Genomic DNA, 20,547 nt, shown 5'->3' with positions numbered 1-20,547 from the left:
TGACAAAGTGGAAAAAATTAATAACACCCTAAAAAAACTGGCGGCATCGAATTCATTTCAGCAGCGCTATGAAAAAATGAAAAAAGAAATCCTGGAAAATCAGGATGTAAGGGACTTCATCAATAAGAATCGTGATCAAGTCACATCGGAAATGGTGAATGAAAGCCTGATGAAGCTTTATGAATATATTTCCCAAAGCAAGGAATGCAGGGACTGCCCCTCTCTTCAGGAATGCCGGAATATGATGAAGGGGTATGACCCTCATTTGGTCATCCGTGGAAACACGATTGATATCGAATATCACCGGTGCCCAAGAAAAGTGGTCCATGATGAAAGAACAAGTTCCCAAAAGCTGATTAAAAGCTTATATGTACCAAAAGATATTCTTCAAGCTTCCTTCTCTACACTCGACCTTGATTCGAAAAGCAGATTGGAGGCTGTGCGTCTTGCGAAGAACTTTGTGGAAAACTATTCAGCTGAAGAACGGATGAAAGGATATTATTTCTACGGAAAATTCGGTGTGGGGAAGTCCTATATTCTCGGAGCGGTTGCAAATGAACTTGCTCAGAGTAAAGTGGCTTCCATGATTGTGTACGTGCCGGAGTTTTTCCGTGAAATCAAGCAGTCTCTCGGAGATAACTCTCTCAACGAAAAACTCGAAGCGGTCAAAGCTGCACCGGTCCTGATGCTTGATGATATCGGTGCTGAAACGATGTCGAGCTGGGGAAGGGATGAAATCCTCGGAACCATCCTCCAGTACAGAATGCTTGAAAATCTCCCTACTTTCTTCACATCAAACTTCAACTTTGATGAACTTACGCATCACTTGACCTACACCCAGCGTGGAGAAGAAGAAAAGCTGAAAGCAGCGAGAATCATGGAAAGAATCAAATACCTCGCCCAGCCTGTACTCATCGACGGCCGGAACAGAAGAGAATAGATCGGATAAAAAAGAAAAGGTGCGGCTGCCTTTTCTTTTTTATGCAATTAATTCACAAACAAACTTCTAATTCATACAAGCTCCCCATATATATAAAGCAGGGATTTCGGCTTTTTAGGAGGGGAGAAAGTTTGATTGAATTCATTTTCAGACAGAAAAATGATGCATTAAAGCTTCAACAATGCCTGACCAAGCATGATTTGACATCATGGTTTCATGAAACGCTTTTTCAAAATAAAACACATTATAACCTTACTATAGATGTTTCGGCTCCGACTAACGGAATGGACCGCCTGATGAAAGGAACAATAGACTTTATTCTCTGTGACAAGTGTATCGATTGGGCGGAAGACATTCTAAGGAATCAATTTTTCTATGAAGATATCTCTGAAATTGAACAGATTCTGGAAATCGTCTCGGATATGAGAATGGGGGAACGGCCTGAACTGGATCAAATGCTGGAAGAATGGAATGAACCTTTATTTGTAAGGGAAAGCCTGGATCGGGTGTTCGTTGGCAGCATACCTGTTTCATTTGATTCATTCAGTACATTCAGGCTGAAAAAGCTGCAGCTCCGGATAACGGAAATGGTGGAACTTGCAATCGATGAATACAAAATGGAACAGGAATATCAAATGTTCATCCACATGCTCAGGGAATATTTAGCTTCAAGGGAGAAGAAACTCGATACAATCCATCTTTTCTCTACTGGATTCGGATTTCGATTCTTTGATGAAAATATGAAGGAAGTTTCAAGGAAAGAACTTACGAAGCTCATCGACAAGCGGCTTTTGACGAATCATCCTCTTTATGTGGATTCTTACACGATTGCACCGCTTCTGTCCCTCGCTCCTGAAAAAATATACGTCTACGGCAGCAGCGAGAATAATCTGATACGGACATTACAGAATATTTTTGAGGAACGGATCGACCTGCTTCCCTTGCATTATTTTCCTGAACCGCTCCTTTATTCATCGATTGATATGGCAAATGAATAGGAAGTGTAATTTTACCTTTGGCCCTTGCTTTTGACTGCATAACCGATTATAATACCTACATAATAAGTCTATAAGGTAAAGGTTATGAAGAGGACAATAATATTCCTATTCGATTCACAGAGAGGGAAGCCGGGGCTGCAAGCTTCCTAATACGACAGAATATTTACCACCTCTGAACTTCAATCCGGAAATGGCATTCGTGCCTCATTATGGATTGACGGCTAAATGTCGTTATTCGTTTTCAATGAAGTCATTTTTTGCAATTTTTCAACGCATCTAATGAGAAGTTGGGTGGAACCACGAGTATATCGATTAACCTCGTCCCTTCAATTATGAAGGGGCGGGGTTTTTTATTTTTTTACCCTGATAAATTCTAAGGAGTGAATTCAAATGTCTGAACAGATCAAAATGACGTTCCCGGATGGAAATGTGAAGGAGTTTCACAAGGGGACCAGCACTGAAGACATCGCTGCATCCATCAGCCCGGGTCTTAAGAAAAAAGCGATTGCAGGTAAAATAAATGATCAACTGATCGATCTGCGTACTGGAATCATGGAGGACGGAAAGATTGAAATCATCATGCCGGACAGCGAAGAAGCATTGGAAATCCTTCGCCACAGCACGGCTCACCTGATGGCGCAGGCGATCAAACGACTGTATCCGAACACGAAGCTTGGGATCGGTCCTGTGATCGAAGGCGGATTCTACTATGATATCGACTCCGAGCATACGTTTACTCCTGAAGATCTTCCTCTTATCGAAAAAGAGATGAAGAAGCTCACAGGTGAAAACCTTGAAGTAATCCGTAAAGTTGTAAGCCGTGACGAAGCTCAGAAGATCTATGAAGAAGTCGGGGATGAATACAAGCTGGAGCTGCTTGAAGCAATTCCTGAAGGAGAGCAGGTTTCCATTTATGAACAGGGTGAATTCTTTGACCTTTGCCGCGGAATCCATATCCCGTCCACAAATAAAATCAAGGAATTCAAATTGTTGAGCATCGCCGGTGCCTACTGGCGCGGTAACAGTGACAATAAAATGCTTCAGCGCATTTATGGGACTGCTTTCTTCAAAAAAGCCGATCTTGATGAGCATCTTCGTCTCTTGGAAGAAGCGAAGGAACGCGATCATCGTAAAATCGGTAAAGAACTGAATCTGTTCATGAATTCGCAAAAAGTAGGTCAGGGACTTCCAATGTGGCTGCCTAAAGGTGCCACGATCCGCCGCATCATCGAGCGTTACATCGTCGATAAGGAAGAACGCCTAGGCTACGATCACGTCTATACTCCGGTAATGGGAAGTGTCGAGCTGTACAAGACAAGCGGTCACTGGGATCATTATCAGGAAAACATGTTCCCTGTCATGGAAATGGATAACGAAGACCTGGTTCTCCGCCCGATGAACTGCCCGCATCATATGATGATTTATAAAAATGACATACACAGCTACCGGGAACTTCCGATTCGGATTGCAGAGCTTGGTTTGATGCATCGTTACGAACTTTCAGGTGCCCTCTCCGGACTCCAGCGTGTACGTGGAATGACATTGAACGATGCTCATATCTTCGTGCGTCCTGATCAAATCAAAGAGGAGTTCAAGCGTGTCGTCCGCCTGGTTCAGGAAGTATATAAAGACTTTGATCTTGATGATTATTCCTTCCGATTATCGTACCGTGACCCTGAAGACACTGAGAAGTACTTCGACGATGATGAAATGTGGAACCGTGCACAGGGAATGATCAAGGAAGCGATGGATGAGCTTGACCTTGAGTATTTTGAAGCAGAAGGCGAAGCGGCATTCTACGGTCCTAAGCTTGATGTGCAGGTGAAGACTGCTCTTGGAAAAGAGGAGACATTATCCACTGTCCAGCTTGACTTCCTGCTGCCTGAACGTTTTGATCTTTCCTACGTAGGGGAAGACGGGAAGCAGCATCGTCCAGTCGTTATCCACCGCGGTGTCGTATCGACAATGGAACGCTTCGTTGCTTTCCTGATCGAAGAATACAAAGGGGCATTCCCGACTTGGCTTGCACCGGTACAGGTTCAGCTGATCCCGGTATCCCCTGATGTCCACTTCGACTATGCAAAAGAAGTGAAGGAAAAGCTTCAGGCAGAAGGTCTTCGCGTCGAAATCGATGACCGCAACGAAAAGATGGGTTACAAGATTCGTGAAGCTCAAATGAGCAAAGTACCTTACATGCTTGTACTTGGCGATAACGAAATTGCAGACCGCGCAGTGAACGTACGTAAATACGGCGAACAGAAGTCCGAGACGATTTCTCTGGATCACTTCGTTGAAAAGATTGTAAAAGAAGCAAGACGATAAGAGATACTTGAAGGACGGACCTGGCTGCAGGTCCGCTCTTTTTGGGAAGAATAGTCATTTCAAAAAAACTATTGCGCGAAAGAGGGATGTCTGCTATTATAAGAAACGTTGTGACATTAGAACGATTGTTTGACATCAAATATGTCATGTGATATAGTAGCTAAGGTGAATTGAATACAGTTTGGTACAAGCAGAAGCTACCCGCTTCTCACCTGAATGACGCTTTTAAAGAGCAGTTGCCAGGTATGATATTGACTATTAAAGCTTTTTATAGATGCTTTTATAATCAGATGCGGGTGTTTCGACACCCGCATCTTTTTTTTGTGCAGACAAAAACGTGCGGGTGCCTGAGACCAAAGCCGTTGTATTCTTTTAATAAACCTTGGAGGTGGCTAATTATTAGCAAAGACATGATCTTAAACGAAACCATTCGTGCCCGTGAAGTACGTCTTATCGATCAAAATGGCGAGCAGCTTGGAATCAAATCCAAGAATGAAGCCCTTGAAATCGCTGAACGTGTAAATCTTGATCTTGTTCTTGTTGCTCCAAATGCCAAACCACCCGTTGCCCGTATCATGGACTACGGAAAGTTTAAATTTGAACAGCAAAAGAAAGAAAAAGAAGCGCGTAAAAATCAAAAGATCATCAACCTTAAAGAGGTGCGCTTAAGCCCTACGATTGATGAGCATGATTTCAATACCAAGCTTCGCAACGCACGCAAGTTCCTTGAAAAAGGAGACAAAGTTAAAGCGTCAATCCGATTTAAAGGTCGTGCGATTACGCACAAAGAAATTGGTCAACGTGTTCTGGATCGCTTCTCTGATGAGTGTAAAGATGTAGCAACCGTTGAATCAAAACCGAAAATGGATGGTCGCAGCATGTTCCTGGTGCTGGCACCAGTTAACGAAAAATAAAGGACCCGAGGAGGAAAAGCTCATGCCAAAAATGAAAACTCACCGCGGCTCAGCTAAGCGTTTTAAGAAAACAGGTTCTGGTAAACTGAAACGTTCACACGCTTACACAAGCCATTTATTCGCAAACAAATCTACTAAAGCAAAACGTAAACTACGTAAAGCGGCTGTTGTCTCTAAAGGAGATTTCAAACGCATTCGTCATATGCTTGACAACCTAAAATAAGAAGTAATAGAAACAGGAGGGAATTATTATGCCACGCGTAAAAGGCGGAACAGTAACACGCAGACGTCGTAAAAAAGTTCTTAAATTAGCCAAAGGTTATTTCGGTTCCAAACATACTTTATATAAAGTAGCAAATCAACAAGTCATGAAATCATACATGTATGCTTATCGTGACCGTCGCCAAAAGAAACGTGACTTCCGTAAGTTATGGATCACTCGTATCAATGCGGCAGCACGTATGAACGGTCTTTCTTACAGCCGTTTAATGCACGGATTAAAGCTTGCTGGTATCGAAGTTAACCGTAAGATGCTTGCTGAGCTTGCGATTGCTGACGAAAAAGCATTCAACCAATTAGCTGAAGCAGCTAAAGCTCAACTTAATAAATAATATCTTTTGCCACGTGCAAACAGATAGAAGGACTGGCCTTTTGGGTCAGTCCTTTCTTTATAACCAGTCCTGACTATATGGAAAGAAGGGTTCGACATGGAATCATTTATGAACGTAGTGTATGTTTATGTCCTGATCATCAATATTATCGGTTTCAGCCTGATGAGAAGCGATAAGAAGAAAGCACAGCGGCAAGAGTACAGGATCAAAGAGCGTACGTTATGGACCGCTGCCATCATCGGGGGAAGCATCGGCTCGTATATCGCCATGAAGGTATACAGACATAAGACGAAGCACAGATTATTTGCAATGGGATTTCCATTCCTCGTCATTGTTCACAGTGTTCTGTTCATTTGGATGATCCAACATTTATAAAGATTCAGCAAGGCTGCTTTACAGGTGCGGCTCCCGTGTCATCCCTTAATGCGGACAAACCCCGGAGAACCATAATTATTCCCATTTTGTCATACAGTGTAGACAGAATGTATAAACTGTAGAGAGTAAAGGCAACAGAAGGAGGTCTGCATTAGCTATGGACGACCGATTAGTAGCAGCATTCGCCATCATGGAAGCTAGTGGATATATCGCTCCTGTTCTGTTTATATTGTTTCATGTGCTGAGACAGTTTTTATTTATTCCCGTCGCATTGGTATGTATGGCTGGGGGTATCCTTTTCGGCAGTCTCCTCGGTACTGTGTACTCGCTGATTGGATTGACGCTCTTATCCATCATTTTTTACTTCGCCATCAAAAGTTTCACATCCTTTTATGAGCGACTGTTGAGGTTAAAAGAAAAGTGGTTCGGGAAAAGCGCAGACCTGACCACCGGGCAGATAGCGGTATTGCGTATGATTCCGTTCATTCATTACCAGCTGCTTAATCTTTGTTTGATGCAGAAGAACCCGCAGTTCAAGCCTTACGTTCGTGCCACCATCATTTCCAATATCCCTCTTGCTTTTTTCTACACGGTATTCGGCCAATATATCAAACAATTTTCTCCCCCCATTCTGATTATGATCCTGTTGGCTTTGGTAGTTCTTTTCTATCTGTTGAGGGAAAAAGTAAGGGTCATCGGATGGAACGAGTTTTTTCCTGAGAGGAACCGTGTATAGGCAGAAAATCAGGGTTGCCCCACAATTATATAACTGCACATGCAAAGGGAACCTGATGGGGTTCCCTTTGCATGTGCATCCGTTCATGAACAGTTCACGTCTGCCGGTCCAATAAAAATCTGCCGTAGCCGATCGGGTTGAAATGTTTCGCTTTCCACTCTTCTAATCGCTTCCCTTTATAGCGGATGTTTCCATATCTCCCGCGGAAGTTGCTTTCGATGAAGTACGGCCGGCCTTTTTTGTCGAGCGCAATATCGAATGCAATATCCGCAATATGATCGGTGTATGATTCAAGATGCTTTGCCATTTTTAACGTGAGCTTTGAAATGTCTTCCTGGACCCTGCTGTGGGATAGATAAGGGTGTTCTTTTACCACTTGATCGAAACCAAGGGATCTGCCTCCCTGGCTGATGTTTGTGACAAACTGATTTCTTGAAGGGGATACCTTGCACAGGATTCCGGCGACGACCCAGTCACCTGTTTGATCACGCTGAACGACGGCCCTGAGATCGAACGGTTTTTTTTTGTAGGTAGCGAGCTTAATATTTTCCTGGATGATATACTGCTTCATTTTGAAAGCTTCCGTAATCAATGGGGGGATGTCTTCCTTAAACTGAATTTCCTTCCATTTTCTTCTTGCGATGGGGTATCGTAGTTTGACCCTGCCGGCTTTATCTTTGGTCATCTTCATAATACCTCCTCCGTGGCTTCCTTTGGCAGGCTTCATGATCAACTGTCTATGCTTCTCCAACATCAATAAAAGGTTTTCAATCGTACCCGGAACCGTTTCCGGGAGAAAGGGTGCTATTTCGGGGTCTTCACTCATGATCTCATGCATCTCCCATTTATTATGGCCAATGCCTTTTTTGTTGAAGAATTGGACCTTTTTTTCTTCCAGGAAGCGGCTCTGCTTCTTGGTTAGGAAACTGCGTGTATAGATCACCTTCGGAATATCGACTGTTTCGAGCCCATACTCCTTTCCTTTCTTAATGAAACCCTGAACTTGATCTACACCAGGTTTAAGACATGAGAGCTTCATGAAGACGGGTGTAAGACCAAAGTGGTCGGCAGCAGCCTGATAAGCGCGGACATTTATTTGTTTCTTACCTGCTGACAGCCTGTCGAATATGCCATCGGGAAGGATGACCCCTATATATTCCTGTGTCATTTTCTCTTCAACTCCTGCTTTTATTCGGTCTCTTCTATTTATATTAAAAAATAAGAAAATGGTTATTGGTAATTGGCATATATGAACGGATGTTCATAGTATATAAAGGTGAAAAGGCAACTGCAGTAAATGAGGTGAATGAATGAAAACTTGGTTCAGGGTGAAAAAGGGGGAAGAGACCGGTTATCGCATCCTTGTGCATCCGGGATTGATAAAGGGTTTCGAATGCTCTGTAAATACGAAAGTGACGGTAAGATTCGGTCTTCAGACATGCGAGGTGAAAGTCATTCCCTCCAAAAAAATCAGCATCGGAAAGATGATCATGTCAGGTGATGTCATCCATAAGCTGATGCTGCCTCTCATACCCTCATACGAAATCGTGTATCGTGATAATGAAATCCAAATAGGTCCGATCATTGGGATAGTCGCAGCTAAAAAGATTGAAAAGCTGGAGGAAAAGGTGCAGAAGCTCGGGAGATATGTGAGGAAGTATCATAAGGTGAACGGGGCAATCATCGCATTTTCCAATGAAGGAATCGATTTTGATAAAAAGCTTGTATTTGGCTACCTGTATGATCCTTTTGAAAAAAGGTGGATCAAGGGAATCTATCCATACCCTGCGGCAATCTTTAAGAAGACTTCATTGAATAAGGAACTTCATCATCATTTTGAGAAAATAATCGGGAATTGTATATTCAATTCCTCCACTTTCAATAAATGGGAGATGTATTCTTGGTTTCAGAATGCTTCAGAGCTGATTGACTATCTTCCAGAGACGAAGATGCTCAAACAAATCGCCGATGTGGAATATATGATGGAACAGTTCGGATCGGTCTATATCAAGCCCATCAAAGGCATGCAGGGAAAGAAGATAGCGAAGATCGAGAAATATAAAGAGGGGCTGAGGGTTCAATATATTGCGGAGGATACAAAAAAGGATTATTTCTTCAATGACTTGGTTGATGCAAAGGAATTTCTCCAGGCTACATTCAGGGAAGGTAAGTTCATCATCCAGCAGCCTCTTAATCTGCGATTCAATGATTCCATCATTGATTTCCGTGTCATCATGGTCAAAGATCGGAGGGGAAAGTGGAAGAACTATGGGATGATGGGCAGGAACGGGGTGGATGGACAGATTGTCAGTAACCGTCATAGAGGCGGGAAGGTGGAACAGGCTTATATAACTCTGGAGAAAGTATTCCCTGAACAAGAGAGTGAATATATGAAGGAGATGGATTGGTTAGCAAGAAAAGCAGCCCATGCGATTGAGAACTGCGGCTTTCATTTCGGGAAGCTCGGGATCGATATCGGAATCGACAAGGATGGCCGTATGTGGTTAATCGAAATCAATCACCGCAATCCAAATGACTATGTAGCGTCATTTGCAGGTGACAGAACTCTCGTAAACAAGATCAGACTTGCTAACATGCGGTATGCAAAGAAGCTTGCAGGTTTTTAGCACATGGAATAATGATTCTGGAATTTTTTCCCGTGATTCTTACCATGCAGCGGCAATCGAGCACATCATACGAAATGCCTCCCCCCGTCACGAAGTCCATGTGACGGGGGGAGGCATACTCGTTTTTTTATTGTCCTTTATCCTTTATGTTCTTGAGTAATTTCCTGAACGATTCCCTCATTGAAGTTTTTACAAGTATGACGGAGCGGGGCCCGGCCATTCCTTTCAGGAGTTCCAAGGCTTCTTCTGGCTGCCGGCATAAGTGGATCTTTCCTGGATCCATCCCGAGCCGCAATGCTTCATTCCCGATCGTGGCAGCTGTTTCGCCGATGGTGATCAAAACGGAAGGCTGGCTTTTGATGACCATATCCGCTATCTTTTTGTGTTCTGTTTTCTCTTCTTTTCCGAGCTCGCTTATTTTCCCAAGCACCGCGATGGACTGTCTGCCTTTTGAGATTTCCTTTAATACAGACAGGGCTGCCTGAACGGAGCTTGTGTTTGTATTCCATGTGTCATCGATCAGAGTGGATCCATTCAATCCTTTTTTTACTTCCAGGTGGCGTCGTACATGACGGAATGATTTCAGACGGTCTATCGCTGCCTGGATATCGATCCCGTGAGTATGGGTGGCGGCTATGGCTGCGAGGGAATTATACACATTGTGTATGCCGTAACCGGGAATGATGACGGGATACGACCTTTCTTTATGCCGCAGGGTGAAAGCCATCCTATTTGTGGAAAAGAGGATGGCTTCTGCTTTGTAATCTGCTGCATCCCCAAGGCCGAACCAGACAGGTTTCAAGGTATCGAGTGTTTTCAGGGCTTGTGACGTATGCGGACAGTCTGCATTTAGAAAGGCAATTCCTCCTTCGCCGACCCCGGTCAGTATTTTGAGCTTCTCTTCCACGTATCGTTCAGAGGTGCCGAATCTTTCGATATGATCCGCACCTATTCCGGTAATCAAAGCTGAATAAGGACCGAAATAACGGCCGCATTTCTCCAGATTCCCTGATTTGCCTATGCCGAATTCGAACACGGCATAATCGGTATCCTCTTCAATATTCGCCAGGACAGATGCGTTTGAGCGGAAGAGGTTATAATTTCCGAGAGTGGCTTTCACTTTGTATCGGGATGACAGGATATGTCTGATCATTTCCTTCGTTGTCGTTTTGCCGGAAGTTCCTGTTATCGCGATGACGGGTATATCAAATAGACTTCTGTAGAATTGAAGGAAGCTTTTGTAGGCTCTCTTAATATTTTTCACTTTCACGATGGTGGCCTCACCCGTGATGTTTTTAAGCTTTTCTACCCGGTCGCTTATGATCACGCATGAAGGGAAAGCTTCCCCGCAGTCTGTCTCTTTCAGGTTTCGATCCAGGCAAAAAAACAGCGATCCTTTTTGCAGCTTCTTCTTTTGGGTGATCACTTTATTCAGGACGGGTGCCGGGCCCATCCTAACGACAACCCCGTTGATGCCGGGGAGGATCTCATGTAAGTTTAATGATTTCACTAGTATCTCCTTTTTCAATTCTTTAATCTTTCCATTTTTCTTCTCTTTTTTCTGTTTGATTCTGCCACGTATCGTGCATAAGGAATAAGGTTTTTGGCAACGGAGAATTCCCTGTTTTTACTCCCGGGACGCCAGTTGACTTCATATATCCATAGACGCTGCTGTTGATCGATGGCCACATCGATTCCCAATTCATCAAAGGAACGATGTTTATAAAGACTTTCAAAATGGCTTGCGAAAGAAACAGCAAAATACTCCAATAATTGTTTAATATTAAAATAGTCTTCTCCAAATTCTTCAACTAAAAAAGGGATTAATTCCCCCCTGTATCCGCCGCTGCTGATATTACTGGTTAATTTATCATTACCGCTTACCCGTGGATAGATCAGGTTTATGGCCCACTTCCCAGCCGCATCTTTCTGGACATGTAATCGAAAGTCATAGGTTAAGCCGGCTTTTGTTTTACATTCTATGAACGGCTGGATCAAATATTTCTGTTGTTGAATGAGTCTCCGGATAAAAACTTTAAAATCCTCCCAAGTATAGTGATTTACTTCAAGTCCTGTGATGCAGCGGATTGTCTGATCTTCCAACAGGGTGATGAAAAAGATGGAGCGGCCCTTGCTTCCTGAATGTGGCTTGATGACCAAACGGGTGTATTTTTTAATAAATGAGATCACATCATCCACTTGAGAGATGCTTTGAGTGGGAATCAGAAATTGAGAGAATGACCCGCCTTCTTCGATTCTTCTGAAAACGCTCATTTTGTTTCCGATGGAGTGACTGATAAAAGGAATGGAACGTTTCAAAGCTTTTCGGATGATGGTTTGCTTATGCGTCTTTGGCGGGCTGATATTGATAATGGAATCAGGGAAATTGACTTTGCGCTGCGTCCATCTGCCTTCACTGAAAATCCATCCATTGATTATTTTATTGGCAAAATCCACTGAACGGTACGAGAAATAAACAAATGACACACCGTACATCTTTGCAATGGAGGCGCAGGCAAATGCTTTTTTTACGTCATGCGGCTTCTTTCGGTAATGAAGCATGCCGATTAATGTCATGGTCAACACCTACAATGGTTCTAAATAGAACTTTATTTCTTCTGCTGCTCTTTTTGCCGTCTCCTTTGCTCTGACAGGATCAGTTGAGCTTGCAAGAACGTAGGCATACCGGTCCCCCATGGATAGTGGAGGATTCAGGATACTGCCTTTTCTTGGTTTTACATAGACTTGTTTGACACCGTCGATTTTCTTTGCCTTATTTTTGCCGGTCACTTTAATTAACTTTCCTGGTGTGTCGACCGTTATGAATTCTGCAAAAACATGTTCGTTTTTGGAGGGGATGAGGCATAGGTCTTCACCAAGATATAGCTTCAATGTTTCCTTTACAAGGCAGATCCCGGATGATTCGAGAATCATCCGGTTGATGACACTGCCGGAAATGCGCGGATTGATTTCAATCAGCTTCCACTCCTCATTTACGTGCCTCATTTCCAAATGGCAGGTGCCATGAGACAAACCGATATCTTTCATAATATTCCCGATTGCAGCAGCGAGTGTTTCCTTTGCACTATGAGATAAACGGGCAGGCATATGATAGCCTGTAATGATAAATCGGAGGTTGCTGGAAATTTCCTGCTCGATGATGGCGACAATCTCTGTTTTAGAGTGGCGGACCACGACTTCAATTAAATACTGGGGACCTGATAAATATTCTTCAATCAGCAGGGGGGTATGGCTGAAGTGCTTTTTGAAATAGTGCACCCCTTTTACGAATTCCTCACGGGTATCTGCCCTTATGACGTCCTTTGAGCCATTGGAAATCGGGGATTTCAATATGACGGGAAGCTTATTGACATGATGATCAAACATCTCATTGCCGTCCATATCTAACGTGCAGACTGAAAAATCCGGCGAGACAGGACTTCTCTTCAATTCATTACGAAAGCGTGTTTTATCTTCCATCTTAAATAATGCTGCGACTGACACTTCTTGCAATCCGAGTTCCCTTGAAATATCGGCTGCGAAACTGACCAACGGGTCGATAAAGCTTACAAATGCTTTTACCTGTTTGCCTTGGTCGTAGATGATCGATAGGTGTTTGAAGATTTCCTCCCTGTCCGATAGATCCTTCAACAGAATCATTTGATGGACATCGGGAAATTCCTCCCGTTGTCTCTTCCATTTTCTTCTATCTGTCAACAGCACGGTAAAATAGCCCATTTCTGAGGCAGCGATGATGGCATCCCTGCTGGAGCCTGACTTATTACTGCCAAGAAAAATAATTGTTTGCATAACAAAATGCTCATCTCCTGTGAACAATGATGTTTACCTTTTTCCTTTCACAACTGACTTCGTCGTCAGAAATAAGGTTCTTATACGCATCAATATAGTATTCACCACACTAGAAATAGTGATGGCTTACACAGAATTTACGTACATTCCTACAGCCCGGTACATATATAAATAACTGTATAATTTTTTCTCCAGGCAATGGACAGTTAAATCTGGTGTAGGTAAGAAGGTGCGAGATTGTATATAAAAAAGATGGCGTTACGCGAGGGGACGATCCTTTTGAGTCCCGTAGCAGCAGAAAAGATGAATATGGAGGAAGGCGGGAAGGCAACATTGCACTTGGGGGGCTGGCATAAAGAAGTGACGCTGGTCCCGGATAAGGAGACGGACCATGATGTGTTGAGGGTACCAGACAGTTTGTTCGATTTTACCATACCCGAAGATATCGATTTTGAATGGCGCACAGAAGGAGGAAATCTATATTTGGGTCCGGTTCTCGGAATTGTCAGGGGCGTCCGCATGGCTAATATCAATAAGAGGAGTCTCAGGATCCTGTTAAGGTGGGTCAGGTCATATAGAAAGATTAAAGGGCTGGTGGTAATCTTTCCCTTATCAGAAGTCCAGGATGGCTCCACTTCGGTGAAGGGGTTCTGCTATCACCCATGTCAAGATGGAACGAAGTGGACGGAAGGAAACTTTCCAATGCCCGGTGCAGTATTCAACCGGCCGATTGCCGGTACAGGCAATAAATATCATTTGCTTGAAAAAATGACAGGGGGGAGTTTCTTCAACAGCAGTGGAACCGGTAAGTGGGAATTTTATCAGGCGTTAATGGAAAACCCCGATGCGAGTTCCTTAGTCCCCTATACGGAGAAGTTCTCTGATTTCAAACAACTCTTCTTCATGCTTGAAGAATTTCGTGTGCTTTACTTGAAGAAAAGATTCGGAGCGCGGGGGTACGGCATCATCCAAGTGAAAAAAACAGTACAGGGGATTGAGGTAGCGCGGGTGATAAAAGGGTCGCAGGTAAAAGAGACCTTTGTAACAGAAGAAGAGTGCAGAGACTGCCTGCAAAAGTTCGTGAAGAGAAACAGATATATCGTGCAGCGCGGAGTTCCCTATGAAAACAACAGAAAACAAGTGGATTTCAGAGGGTATATCCAAAAAGACAGCAGCAAGGTCTGGCAGGTGAGGGGGATCATCGGAAGACTTGCCAAACCCGGCAGCGTCATCACGAACCTGAGGTACACGGAGAGGGTACTCCCCGGTGAGGAAGCACTTGAGGAATTTTACGGGTTTGACAAGAAAGAAACAGAAAGAGTTATCTGCAAGATGAAAGATGCGTGTATCCGCGCAGGGGAAAGCCTGGATAAGAATATAGGCCATTTTGGAGATGTAGCACTTGATTTCATCGTCGATCCAAAAGGAGATATCTATTTCCTGGAGGCGAATTCCAACTACGGGCATGAAAGTCTGGGGAAACTTAACGATCCTGAATTAAGGAAACGAGTGTTTCAATCGCCTCTGGAATATGCAAAGGCGCTGGCAGGATTCGGGAAAAGATAAACATCCGGACTGTTTTGAAGCAAATACCGTATGAACTATCCTTTCCTGTATTTCAGGATCCTCTTGTATACTTCCTCGTCTTTCAGTGCTTTGAATAGAGAGACACTTGGGGCGATATTCGCTTCGATAATCCAGATGTCCGCCTTTTCATCAAGCCCGATATCCAGGCCGAATGTGCGGGTGTTCTTGTAATAGTTTCCAAGATGAGCCGCTGTAAGCACACTAATTTGATCGATTTTTTCTGGTAAGTGACCGCTTGGGGCTGTAAAAGAGGAGTGTTTAATGGCATTCTCAACTGTGACGAGATGTTTTGGATAGTTGGTGAGGACGAATCCATTGGCGGCCACTTTTGCGAGTTTGGCTGTGACAGTCCAGTCAGGTGATTTCTTCATTCGCTGAACCATCACCCGTATATCATACGGCGATTGCTTGATCGTGTTCAAGGCGATCCTTTGCTGAACGATATAATGTTTGTTAGTGCAATAGTGCTTCAATAGATGCTCGAAAGTATGCTTTCTTCCTTGTACCCTATATATTTTCTCCATGACATGGAACTCGTAATGGTTATCGGAGGCGGATGTCACCTGGACGATGCCCTTCCCCATATAACCTTTGGTGGGCTTGATCATGACAGCTCCATATTTGTCCATCACATGCCAAAAAGAATTCTCATTCAGTAAAAAGGTTTCAGGCAAATAGCGGGATATCCCCGCTTCCTTCAGCATAAGCTGATATTTTTTCCACTTCCCGGTCGAAATTCCCATGATGATTTCACTTCTTTCGCTGAATTTAATGAATGTGAGGCAGAAGTGGCAGCAGATACACTACTATCATCATATGAAGACGCAGTGTTCTGCATGTTAACAAAGTCAAATCCGCGTCTGTCACTTTTATGGATAGATACAAAAAATGCTTAGAACATGAACTGCTCTAAGCATTTTCAATCACTTATGCGATTTTCTCATGAACTCGTTAATGGGACTCTTCCAATCGATTTTTGCATTCGGATAGCGTTCTCTGATTTCATTCTGAACGTAATGGAAATCATCATATCCAAGTCCCTTCAAAGACGAAATATTATTGGCCCAGACGAAAATCGATACCACTTCAAAAGACTTTTCCGTTGTCCCCAAATATTTTTCCCCTTCAAACAAAACCCCTTTATACGTCACATAAAAGTTTTTTCTGACATTCTCCTGGTCATCAAGGAAGTAGAAGCGTTTCTGTTCCTGAGCAAGCTCAAGCTTCCGTTTAGGATCAATGATATATTTAATGCTGCGGTAAAAAAGGTAAATGATAAGGGCAAGAATGAATAATCGGATGAGCCATAGCATGTAAATTACCTCCATAGGCATAGATCTTCTATTATTATTTACGGCATAAAAATGAAAAGGTTTCAATTTTATTTAAAAAAAGTGAAAAAGTTTGTCATACTAAGATAGATAACAAAACGAGGGGGAGGATACGATGAAGATCGAATCATTACTGGATATGCAAAAGCAGCTGGACGTGCATATCGAAAAAGAACACGGATTGAGGGATGAAGATCTGGTCGATAGAAAAATTCTGGCTTTATTGGTTGAAGTCGGGGAACTCGCAAACGAAACAAGGAGTTTCAAGTTCTGGAGCAAGAAAAAGGCTTCTGCCAAAAATGTGATCCTGGAAGAATACGTGGACGGTATCCACTTCATTCTGTCCCTGGGAATTGAGATGGGACTTCAGGATATTGAACTGGAAAGGGGTCATTCAGATACTGAAGACTTGAATGAACAGTTTCTCCACATCTATCAATGCATTACGGAATTTAGAAAAGAGCCGTCAGTCACGCACTTTCTTGACTTGTTCGATGGATATCTATATTTAGGTGAATTACTGGGCTTCACAAGTGATGACGTGTTCAAAGCGTATACAGAAAAAAATAAAGTGAATTATGAAAGACAGCAAGAAGGTTATTAACTTTCAAAGTTTTTTGAAGTATTGGAAAGATTATAATATAATGGGAATAGTTTAAATTATTTAGGGGGTCGAAAGAATGACGAATTTAGATGAAACATTGACCATGCTCAAAGATCTGACGGATGCAAAGGGTGTTCCCGGTAACGAAAAAGAAGCTAGGGATGTAATGAAACGATACATAGAACCATTCGCGGACGAAATCACGACTGACAACCTGGGAAGCCTAATCGCCAAAAAAACAGGCGATGAAAACGGCCCTAAAATCATGGTGGCAGGGCATCTTGACGAAGTCGGCTTCATGATCACACAAATCGATAACAAAGGATTCCTGCGTTTCCAGACAGTTGGCGGCTGGTGGTCACAGGTCATGCTTGCACAGCGTGTGACGATTGTGACAAACAAAGGGGATGTAACCGGGGTCATCGGATCTAAGCCTCCTCATATCCTTCCTGCAGAAGCGCGTAAGAAGCCTGTCGATATTAAAGATATGTTTATCGATATCGGTGCTTCCAGCCGTGAAGAGGTCCAGGAGTGGGGAGTGAAACCGGGGGATATGGTCGTCCCTCATTTCGAATTCACTGTGATGAAGAACGAAAAGATGCTTCTTGCCAAAGCATGGGACAACCGCATCGGCTGTGCAATTGCGATCGATGTCCTGAAAAACCTGAAAGATGTACAGCATCCAAACGTAGTGTACGGTGTGGGAACTGTACAGGAAGAAGTAGGGCTTCGCGGAGCAAGGACTTCTGCTGCAAAGATCCAGCCGGATATCGCTTTCGGTGTCGATGTAGGGATAGCAGGGGACACACCAGGTATCTCTGAAAAAGAAGCGCAAAGCAAAATGGGAGAAGGTCCTCAGATCATCCTTTACGATGCATCGATGGTTTCACATAAAGGTCTTCGTGATTTCGTGACAGATACTGCCGACGAGCACAATATCCCTTATCAGTATGATTCAATTGCCGGCGGCGGCACGGATTCAGGTGCGATCCATCTGACAGCGAACGGGGTACCTGCCCTTTCCATCACGATCGCAACCCGATACATCCACTCCCACGCAGCCATGCTTCACCGTGATGACTACGAAAATGCAGTTAAATTGATTACGGAAGTCATTAAAAAGTTAGACAAAGATACTGTTGCAAAAATTACATTTGATTGATTATACAAGAAAGACCCTGCTCCATGCAGGGTCTTTTATCGTCTGTCATTTCAATTCTGCCTCACTTGAATCCCTCAAATCGGCATTGATCGTTTTTTTGATGATATGGATGGCACTGTCATTATCCTTCTTGGATTCAGATGCGATGCAGTCAATCGGGATGCTCACCCCGTATTCCCTCATATAGGCATCGTTCGCCGTGAATAAAACGCAAATATCGCCGGCGATCCCCGTCAACATCAAATGGTTGACATCAAGCTGGTGCAGGAGGATTTCGAGCTGGGTCCCGAAGAAACAGGAATGCTTCGGTTTGACTATGAAGTATTCATCTTTATCCGGGTGAATCTTCTCGATGATGGACCGGCCCTTTCCTTCCTTACATACTTTAATGATATCATCCATATTATCCTGCCATAAACCATAGTTATCATTTACATAAATGACGGGCACATCTGCATTCTTTGCCTTCTTCTTTAAATGATTGATCGGTTCCACTATTTTTTTTGTATGGTTGAGAAGATCGTCCCCGCCAGTGAAATCAAATGTATTTATCATATCGATTATCAATAATGCGGTTTTATTTTTATTCATTAGGTTTTTCTCCTTTCATATCCTTTCTATACCACTAAATGGTCAGCGGTAAAACCGGAGAAATGATAGCAGGAAAAGGGAAGGCGAACATTATCAGTGTTGACTCTAAATACAGCTAATGATTTCCGTGCAAGACTTCGCTTTCCGCGGGTAGCCCGTGAGCCTCCTCGTCGCATACGCTCCTGCGGGTAAGAAAGCGGAGGCGGCTCGCTCAGAGGCGACAAGCATAAGGCGAGCAAGCCGGAAAGGCGCTTTTTGCCTTTTTGGTTTGTTTGACTTATGACCTCGAGCCTCTAGCCGCCGGAGCTGGACAATTAGAAAAGCGGAGGCGGCTCGCTCAGAGGCGACAAGCATAAGGCGAGCAAGCCGGAAAGGCGCTTTTTGCTTTTTTGGTTTGTTTGACTTATGACCTCGAGCCTCTAGCCGCCGGAGCTGGACAATTAGAAAAGCGGAGGCGGCTCGCTCAGAGGCGACAAGCATAAGGCGAGCAAGCCGGAAAGGCGCTTTTTGCCTTTTTGGTTTGTTTGACTTATGACCTCGAGCCTCTAGCCGCCGGAGCAGGACAGGTCTCACATAAGCTACTTTTCCCGCAGGAGTCTGCGTCTTGCACTCCAAACAACCGCTGGAACAGGCTGAAAATTAAATGGACATTTGAACAAAACTAATAAAAAACCCGAACCTACTTGAATTTTGAAATTCAAATTAGTTCGGGTTTTACTTAGACTAAGATCCTTTTGTCCCAGTTCCTTTCCTTACTGTTGCTGCTGCTGCAATGATTCTTCCAACGTATCCAGTAGCATTTGCTGTTCCTGCGGATCGGCATTCTGCCAGAAAACTTCAAGCAATACTCCTAAACCGGGAAGTGTTTTTTCTTCTCCGCCTTGGATGGCATCTACGATCGTATCCTTCAACTCTTCCTGGTTGTTTCCGGAAACGTTGTGTATGATTGCTTTTCTTAGATTCAAGTTCATTACGCATTTCTCCTTTTGCTTTAGGATGAGGAATTCATTGATATCATCTCTCAAATTGAATTTATTATGTATTGAAGTTAAGATATAATGAAGTTTGAAATGTTAAATGAAGGAGCGGGTACGATTGAAGTATATTCAATCCTCTAAAAACCCTGTCGTGAAACAGTGGAAAAAGTTACTGACCAAAAAGGGCAGAGATCAGACCCATACATATTTGGTAGAAGGGTTTCACCTGGTTGAAGAAGCACTGAAACAGGAGGAAACTGTGATAGAGTTGATTCTTGTCGAAGGTGTTGAACTGCCGGCTAAATGGAATCTCGATGGTATAGAGATGGTTCAGGTTTCAGAAGAAGCGGGAAAAGCATTGGCTGATACTGAAACGACACAGGGTGTGTTTGCGGTGTGCAGGCAGAAAGAGTCGGCATCCACATACGAGGGGAAGACATTTTTACTTCTGGATGGTCTTCAGGATCCAGGAAACATCGGAACGATCATCCGTACGGCAGAAGCATCAGGTATCGATTCGATCGTCCTTGGAACGGGTACGGCAGATCTTTACAATCCAAAGGTGTTGAGATCTGCACAGGGAAGTCACTTTCACGTGAACATCGCCAAATGCGATCTTGCCGAAATCATATCTGACTTAAAAGAAAAAGACATACCTGTCTATGGTACGGCTCTTGAAAACGGTGAAGAATATATGTCAGTCAAGCCGCAGGATTCATACGCTTTGATCGTTGGAAACGAAGGCAGCGGCATGAGCAGCGAAATCCTTTCACTGACAGATCGGAATCTGTACATACCGATTTACGGAAAGAGCGAGTCACTGAATGTCGCCATTGCAGCAGGCATCCTGTTATATTATTTTAAAAATGGGCAATAATTTTTCTTAAATGGTTTGAATTATCGGGAATAATTCACTATAATTATTCACATATACTTTATTAAAAACGAAGACAGAGGAAAGT

The 20,547-nt window shown here is 43.4% G+C and carries 22 protein-coding genes and 2 other annotated features; of the genes, 13 read left to right on the top strand and 9 right to left on the bottom strand.

Annotated elements, in window-relative coordinates:
* The first annotated feature begins 7 nt into the window (after positions 1-7).
* The 8 genes from dnaI (at position 8) to V6B33_RS11540 (ending at position 6,896) form a co-directional block, all read left to right on the top strand.
* On the top strand, positions 8-940 hold the full coding sequence (gene dnaI / locus V6B33_RS11575) for a primosomal protein DnaI (RefSeq protein ID WP_334217905.1): 933 nt from the start codon (positions 8-10) through the stop codon (positions 938-940).
* Between the two features lie 131 nt (positions 941-1,071).
* On the top strand, positions 1,072-1,938 hold the full coding sequence (locus V6B33_RS11570; protein ID WP_334217904.1) for a putative sporulation protein YtxC: 867 nt from the start codon (positions 1,072-1,074) through the stop codon (positions 1,936-1,938).
* A 75-nt stretch (positions 1,939-2,013) separates the two neighbouring features.
* Positions 2,014-2,267: a binding site (T-box leader), on the top strand.
* Between the two features lie 61 nt (positions 2,268-2,328).
* Complete coding sequence (gene thrS, locus V6B33_RS11565) at positions 2,329-4,260, top strand: threonine--tRNA ligase (protein ID WP_334217903.1); 1,932 nt, start codon at positions 2,329-2,331, stop codon at positions 4,258-4,260.
* A 182-nt stretch (positions 4,261-4,442) separates the two neighbouring features.
* Positions 4,443-4,586 (top strand) — a sequence feature (ribosomal protein L20 leader region).
* Positions 4,587-4,670: 84 nt separating this feature from the next.
* Positions 4,671-5,174, top strand: coding sequence for a translation initiation factor IF-3 (infC, locus tag V6B33_RS11560; RefSeq protein WP_034757009.1), 504 nt, complete (start codon positions 4,671-4,673; stop codon positions 5,172-5,174).
* A gap of 22 nt (positions 5,175-5,196) precedes the next feature.
* On the top strand, positions 5,197-5,397 hold the full coding sequence (rpmI, locus tag V6B33_RS11555; RefSeq protein ID WP_032087387.1) for a 50S ribosomal protein L35: 201 nt from the start codon (positions 5,197-5,199) through the stop codon (positions 5,395-5,397).
* Between the two features lie 28 nt (positions 5,398-5,425).
* Entirely contained in the window at positions 5,426-5,785 is a 360-nt protein-coding gene (rplT, locus tag V6B33_RS11550) for a 50S ribosomal protein L20 (RefSeq protein ID WP_032087388.1), read from the top strand.
* A 96-nt stretch (positions 5,786-5,881) separates the two neighbouring features.
* The gene (locus tag V6B33_RS11545) at positions 5,882-6,160 is read left to right on the top strand and encodes a DUF1294 domain-containing protein (protein WP_334217902.1); all 279 of its coding nucleotides are present in this window, start codon (positions 5,882-5,884) and stop codon (positions 6,158-6,160) included.
* A gap of 157 nt (positions 6,161-6,317) precedes the next feature.
* The gene (locus V6B33_RS11540; protein WP_334217901.1) at positions 6,318-6,896 is read left to right on the top strand and encodes a TVP38/TMEM64 family protein; all 579 of its coding nucleotides are present in this window, start codon (positions 6,318-6,320) and stop codon (positions 6,894-6,896) included.
* Positions 6,897-6,990: 94 nt separating this feature from the next.
* On the opposite strand, the gene V6B33_RS11535 is transcribed toward V6B33_RS11540, so the two are convergent.
* Positions 6,991-8,064: a YheC/YheD family protein gene (locus V6B33_RS11535; protein WP_334217900.1), complete on the bottom strand. Its 1,074-nt coding sequence runs from the start codon at positions 8,062-8,064 to the stop codon at positions 6,991-6,993.
* A 142-nt stretch (positions 8,065-8,206) separates the two neighbouring features.
* On the opposite strand from V6B33_RS11535, the gene V6B33_RS11530 reads away from it, so the two are divergent.
* Positions 8,207-9,523 carry a YheC/YheD family endospore coat-associated protein gene (locus tag V6B33_RS11530; protein ID WP_334217899.1) on the top strand — a complete coding sequence of 439 codons (1,317 nt, stop codon included), beginning with the start codon at positions 8,207-8,209 and terminating at the stop codon, positions 9,521-9,523.
* A 127-nt stretch (positions 9,524-9,650) separates the two neighbouring features.
* Here V6B33_RS11530 and V6B33_RS11525 read toward each other — a convergent pair whose 3' ends face one another.
* Genes V6B33_RS11525 through V6B33_RS11515 form a run of 3 tightly spaced genes read right to left on the bottom strand, consistent with a single transcriptional unit; the run spans position 9,651 to position 13,333 of the window.
* Positions 9,651-11,033 carry a UDP-N-acetylmuramoyl-tripeptide--D-alanyl-D-alanine ligase gene (locus V6B33_RS11525; protein WP_334217898.1) on the bottom strand — a complete coding sequence of 461 codons (1,383 nt, stop codon included), beginning with the start codon at positions 11,031-11,033 and terminating at the stop codon, positions 9,651-9,653.
* 14 nt (positions 11,034-11,047) lie between these two features.
* Complete coding sequence (locus tag V6B33_RS11520) at positions 11,048-12,100, bottom strand: YheC/YheD family protein (RefSeq protein WP_334217897.1); 1,053 nt, start codon at positions 12,098-12,100, stop codon at positions 11,048-11,050.
* 9 nt (positions 12,101-12,109) lie between these two features.
* Complete coding sequence (locus V6B33_RS11515; RefSeq protein ID WP_334217896.1) at positions 12,110-13,333, bottom strand: ATP-grasp domain-containing protein; 1,224 nt, start codon at positions 13,331-13,333, stop codon at positions 12,110-12,112.
* Positions 13,334-13,570: 237 nt separating this feature from the next.
* Between V6B33_RS11515 and V6B33_RS11510 the strand changes: the two genes are divergently transcribed.
* Positions 13,571-14,899: a YheC/YheD family endospore coat-associated protein gene (locus V6B33_RS11510; protein WP_334217895.1), complete on the top strand. Its 1,329-nt coding sequence runs from the start codon at positions 13,571-13,573 to the stop codon at positions 14,897-14,899.
* 35 nt (positions 14,900-14,934) lie between these two features.
* On the opposite strand, the gene V6B33_RS11505 is transcribed toward V6B33_RS11510, so the two are convergent.
* Both V6B33_RS11505 and V6B33_RS11500 read right to left on the bottom strand, forming a co-directional pair.
* Positions 14,935-15,663 (bottom strand): YheC/YheD family protein, encoded by a 729-nt coding sequence (locus V6B33_RS11505; protein WP_334217894.1) that lies wholly within the window; start codon positions 15,661-15,663, stop codon positions 14,935-14,937.
* 180 nt (positions 15,664-15,843) lie between these two features.
* Entirely contained in the window at positions 15,844-16,233 is a 390-nt protein-coding gene (locus V6B33_RS11500) for a sigma-w pathway protein ysdB (RefSeq protein WP_334217893.1), read from the bottom strand.
* A gap of 133 nt (positions 16,234-16,366) precedes the next feature.
* Between V6B33_RS11500 and V6B33_RS11495 the strand changes: the two genes are divergently transcribed.
* A complete protein-coding gene (locus tag V6B33_RS11495) occupies positions 16,367-16,855 on the top strand; it encodes a dUTP diphosphatase (protein ID WP_334217892.1) in 489 nt (162 codons plus the stop codon).
* 76 nt (positions 16,856-16,931) lie between these two features.
* Entirely contained in the window at positions 16,932-18,017 is a 1,086-nt protein-coding gene (locus V6B33_RS11490; protein ID WP_334217891.1) for a M42 family metallopeptidase, read from the top strand.
* A gap of 45 nt (positions 18,018-18,062) precedes the next feature.
* Here the strand turns inward: V6B33_RS11490 and V6B33_RS11485 are convergent, their stop codons facing one another.
* The 3 genes from V6B33_RS11485 to sspI all read right to left on the bottom strand — a co-directional run bounded on the left by V6B33_RS11485 (position 18,063) and on the right by sspI (position 19,579).
* Positions 18,063-18,608 (bottom strand): isochorismatase family cysteine hydrolase, encoded by a 546-nt coding sequence (locus tag V6B33_RS11485; protein ID WP_334217890.1) that lies wholly within the window; start codon positions 18,606-18,608, stop codon positions 18,063-18,065.
* Between the two features lie 26 nt (positions 18,609-18,634).
* On the bottom strand, positions 18,635-18,847 hold the full coding sequence (locus V6B33_RS11480; protein WP_334217889.1) for a hypothetical protein: 213 nt from the start codon (positions 18,845-18,847) through the stop codon (positions 18,635-18,637).
* Between the two features lie 513 nt (positions 18,848-19,360).
* On the bottom strand, positions 19,361-19,579 hold the full coding sequence (gene sspI / locus V6B33_RS11475) for a small acid-soluble spore protein SspI (RefSeq protein ID WP_334217888.1): 219 nt from the start codon (positions 19,577-19,579) through the stop codon (positions 19,361-19,363).
* A 124-nt stretch (positions 19,580-19,703) separates the two neighbouring features.
* On the opposite strand from sspI, the gene V6B33_RS11470 reads away from it, so the two are divergent.
* Complete coding sequence (locus V6B33_RS11470) at positions 19,704-20,462, top strand: TrmH family RNA methyltransferase (RefSeq protein ID WP_334217887.1); 759 nt, start codon at positions 19,704-19,706, stop codon at positions 20,460-20,462.
* The last annotated feature ends 85 nt before the right edge of the window (positions 20,463-20,547 follow it).

The sequence above is a fragment of the Mangrovibacillus sp. Mu-81 genome (assembly GCF_036867415.1).
GTDB lineage: Bacteria > Bacillota > Bacilli > Bacillales > Bacillaceae_B > Rossellomorea.
This window is presented reverse-complemented; position numbering and strand designations above follow the sequence as displayed.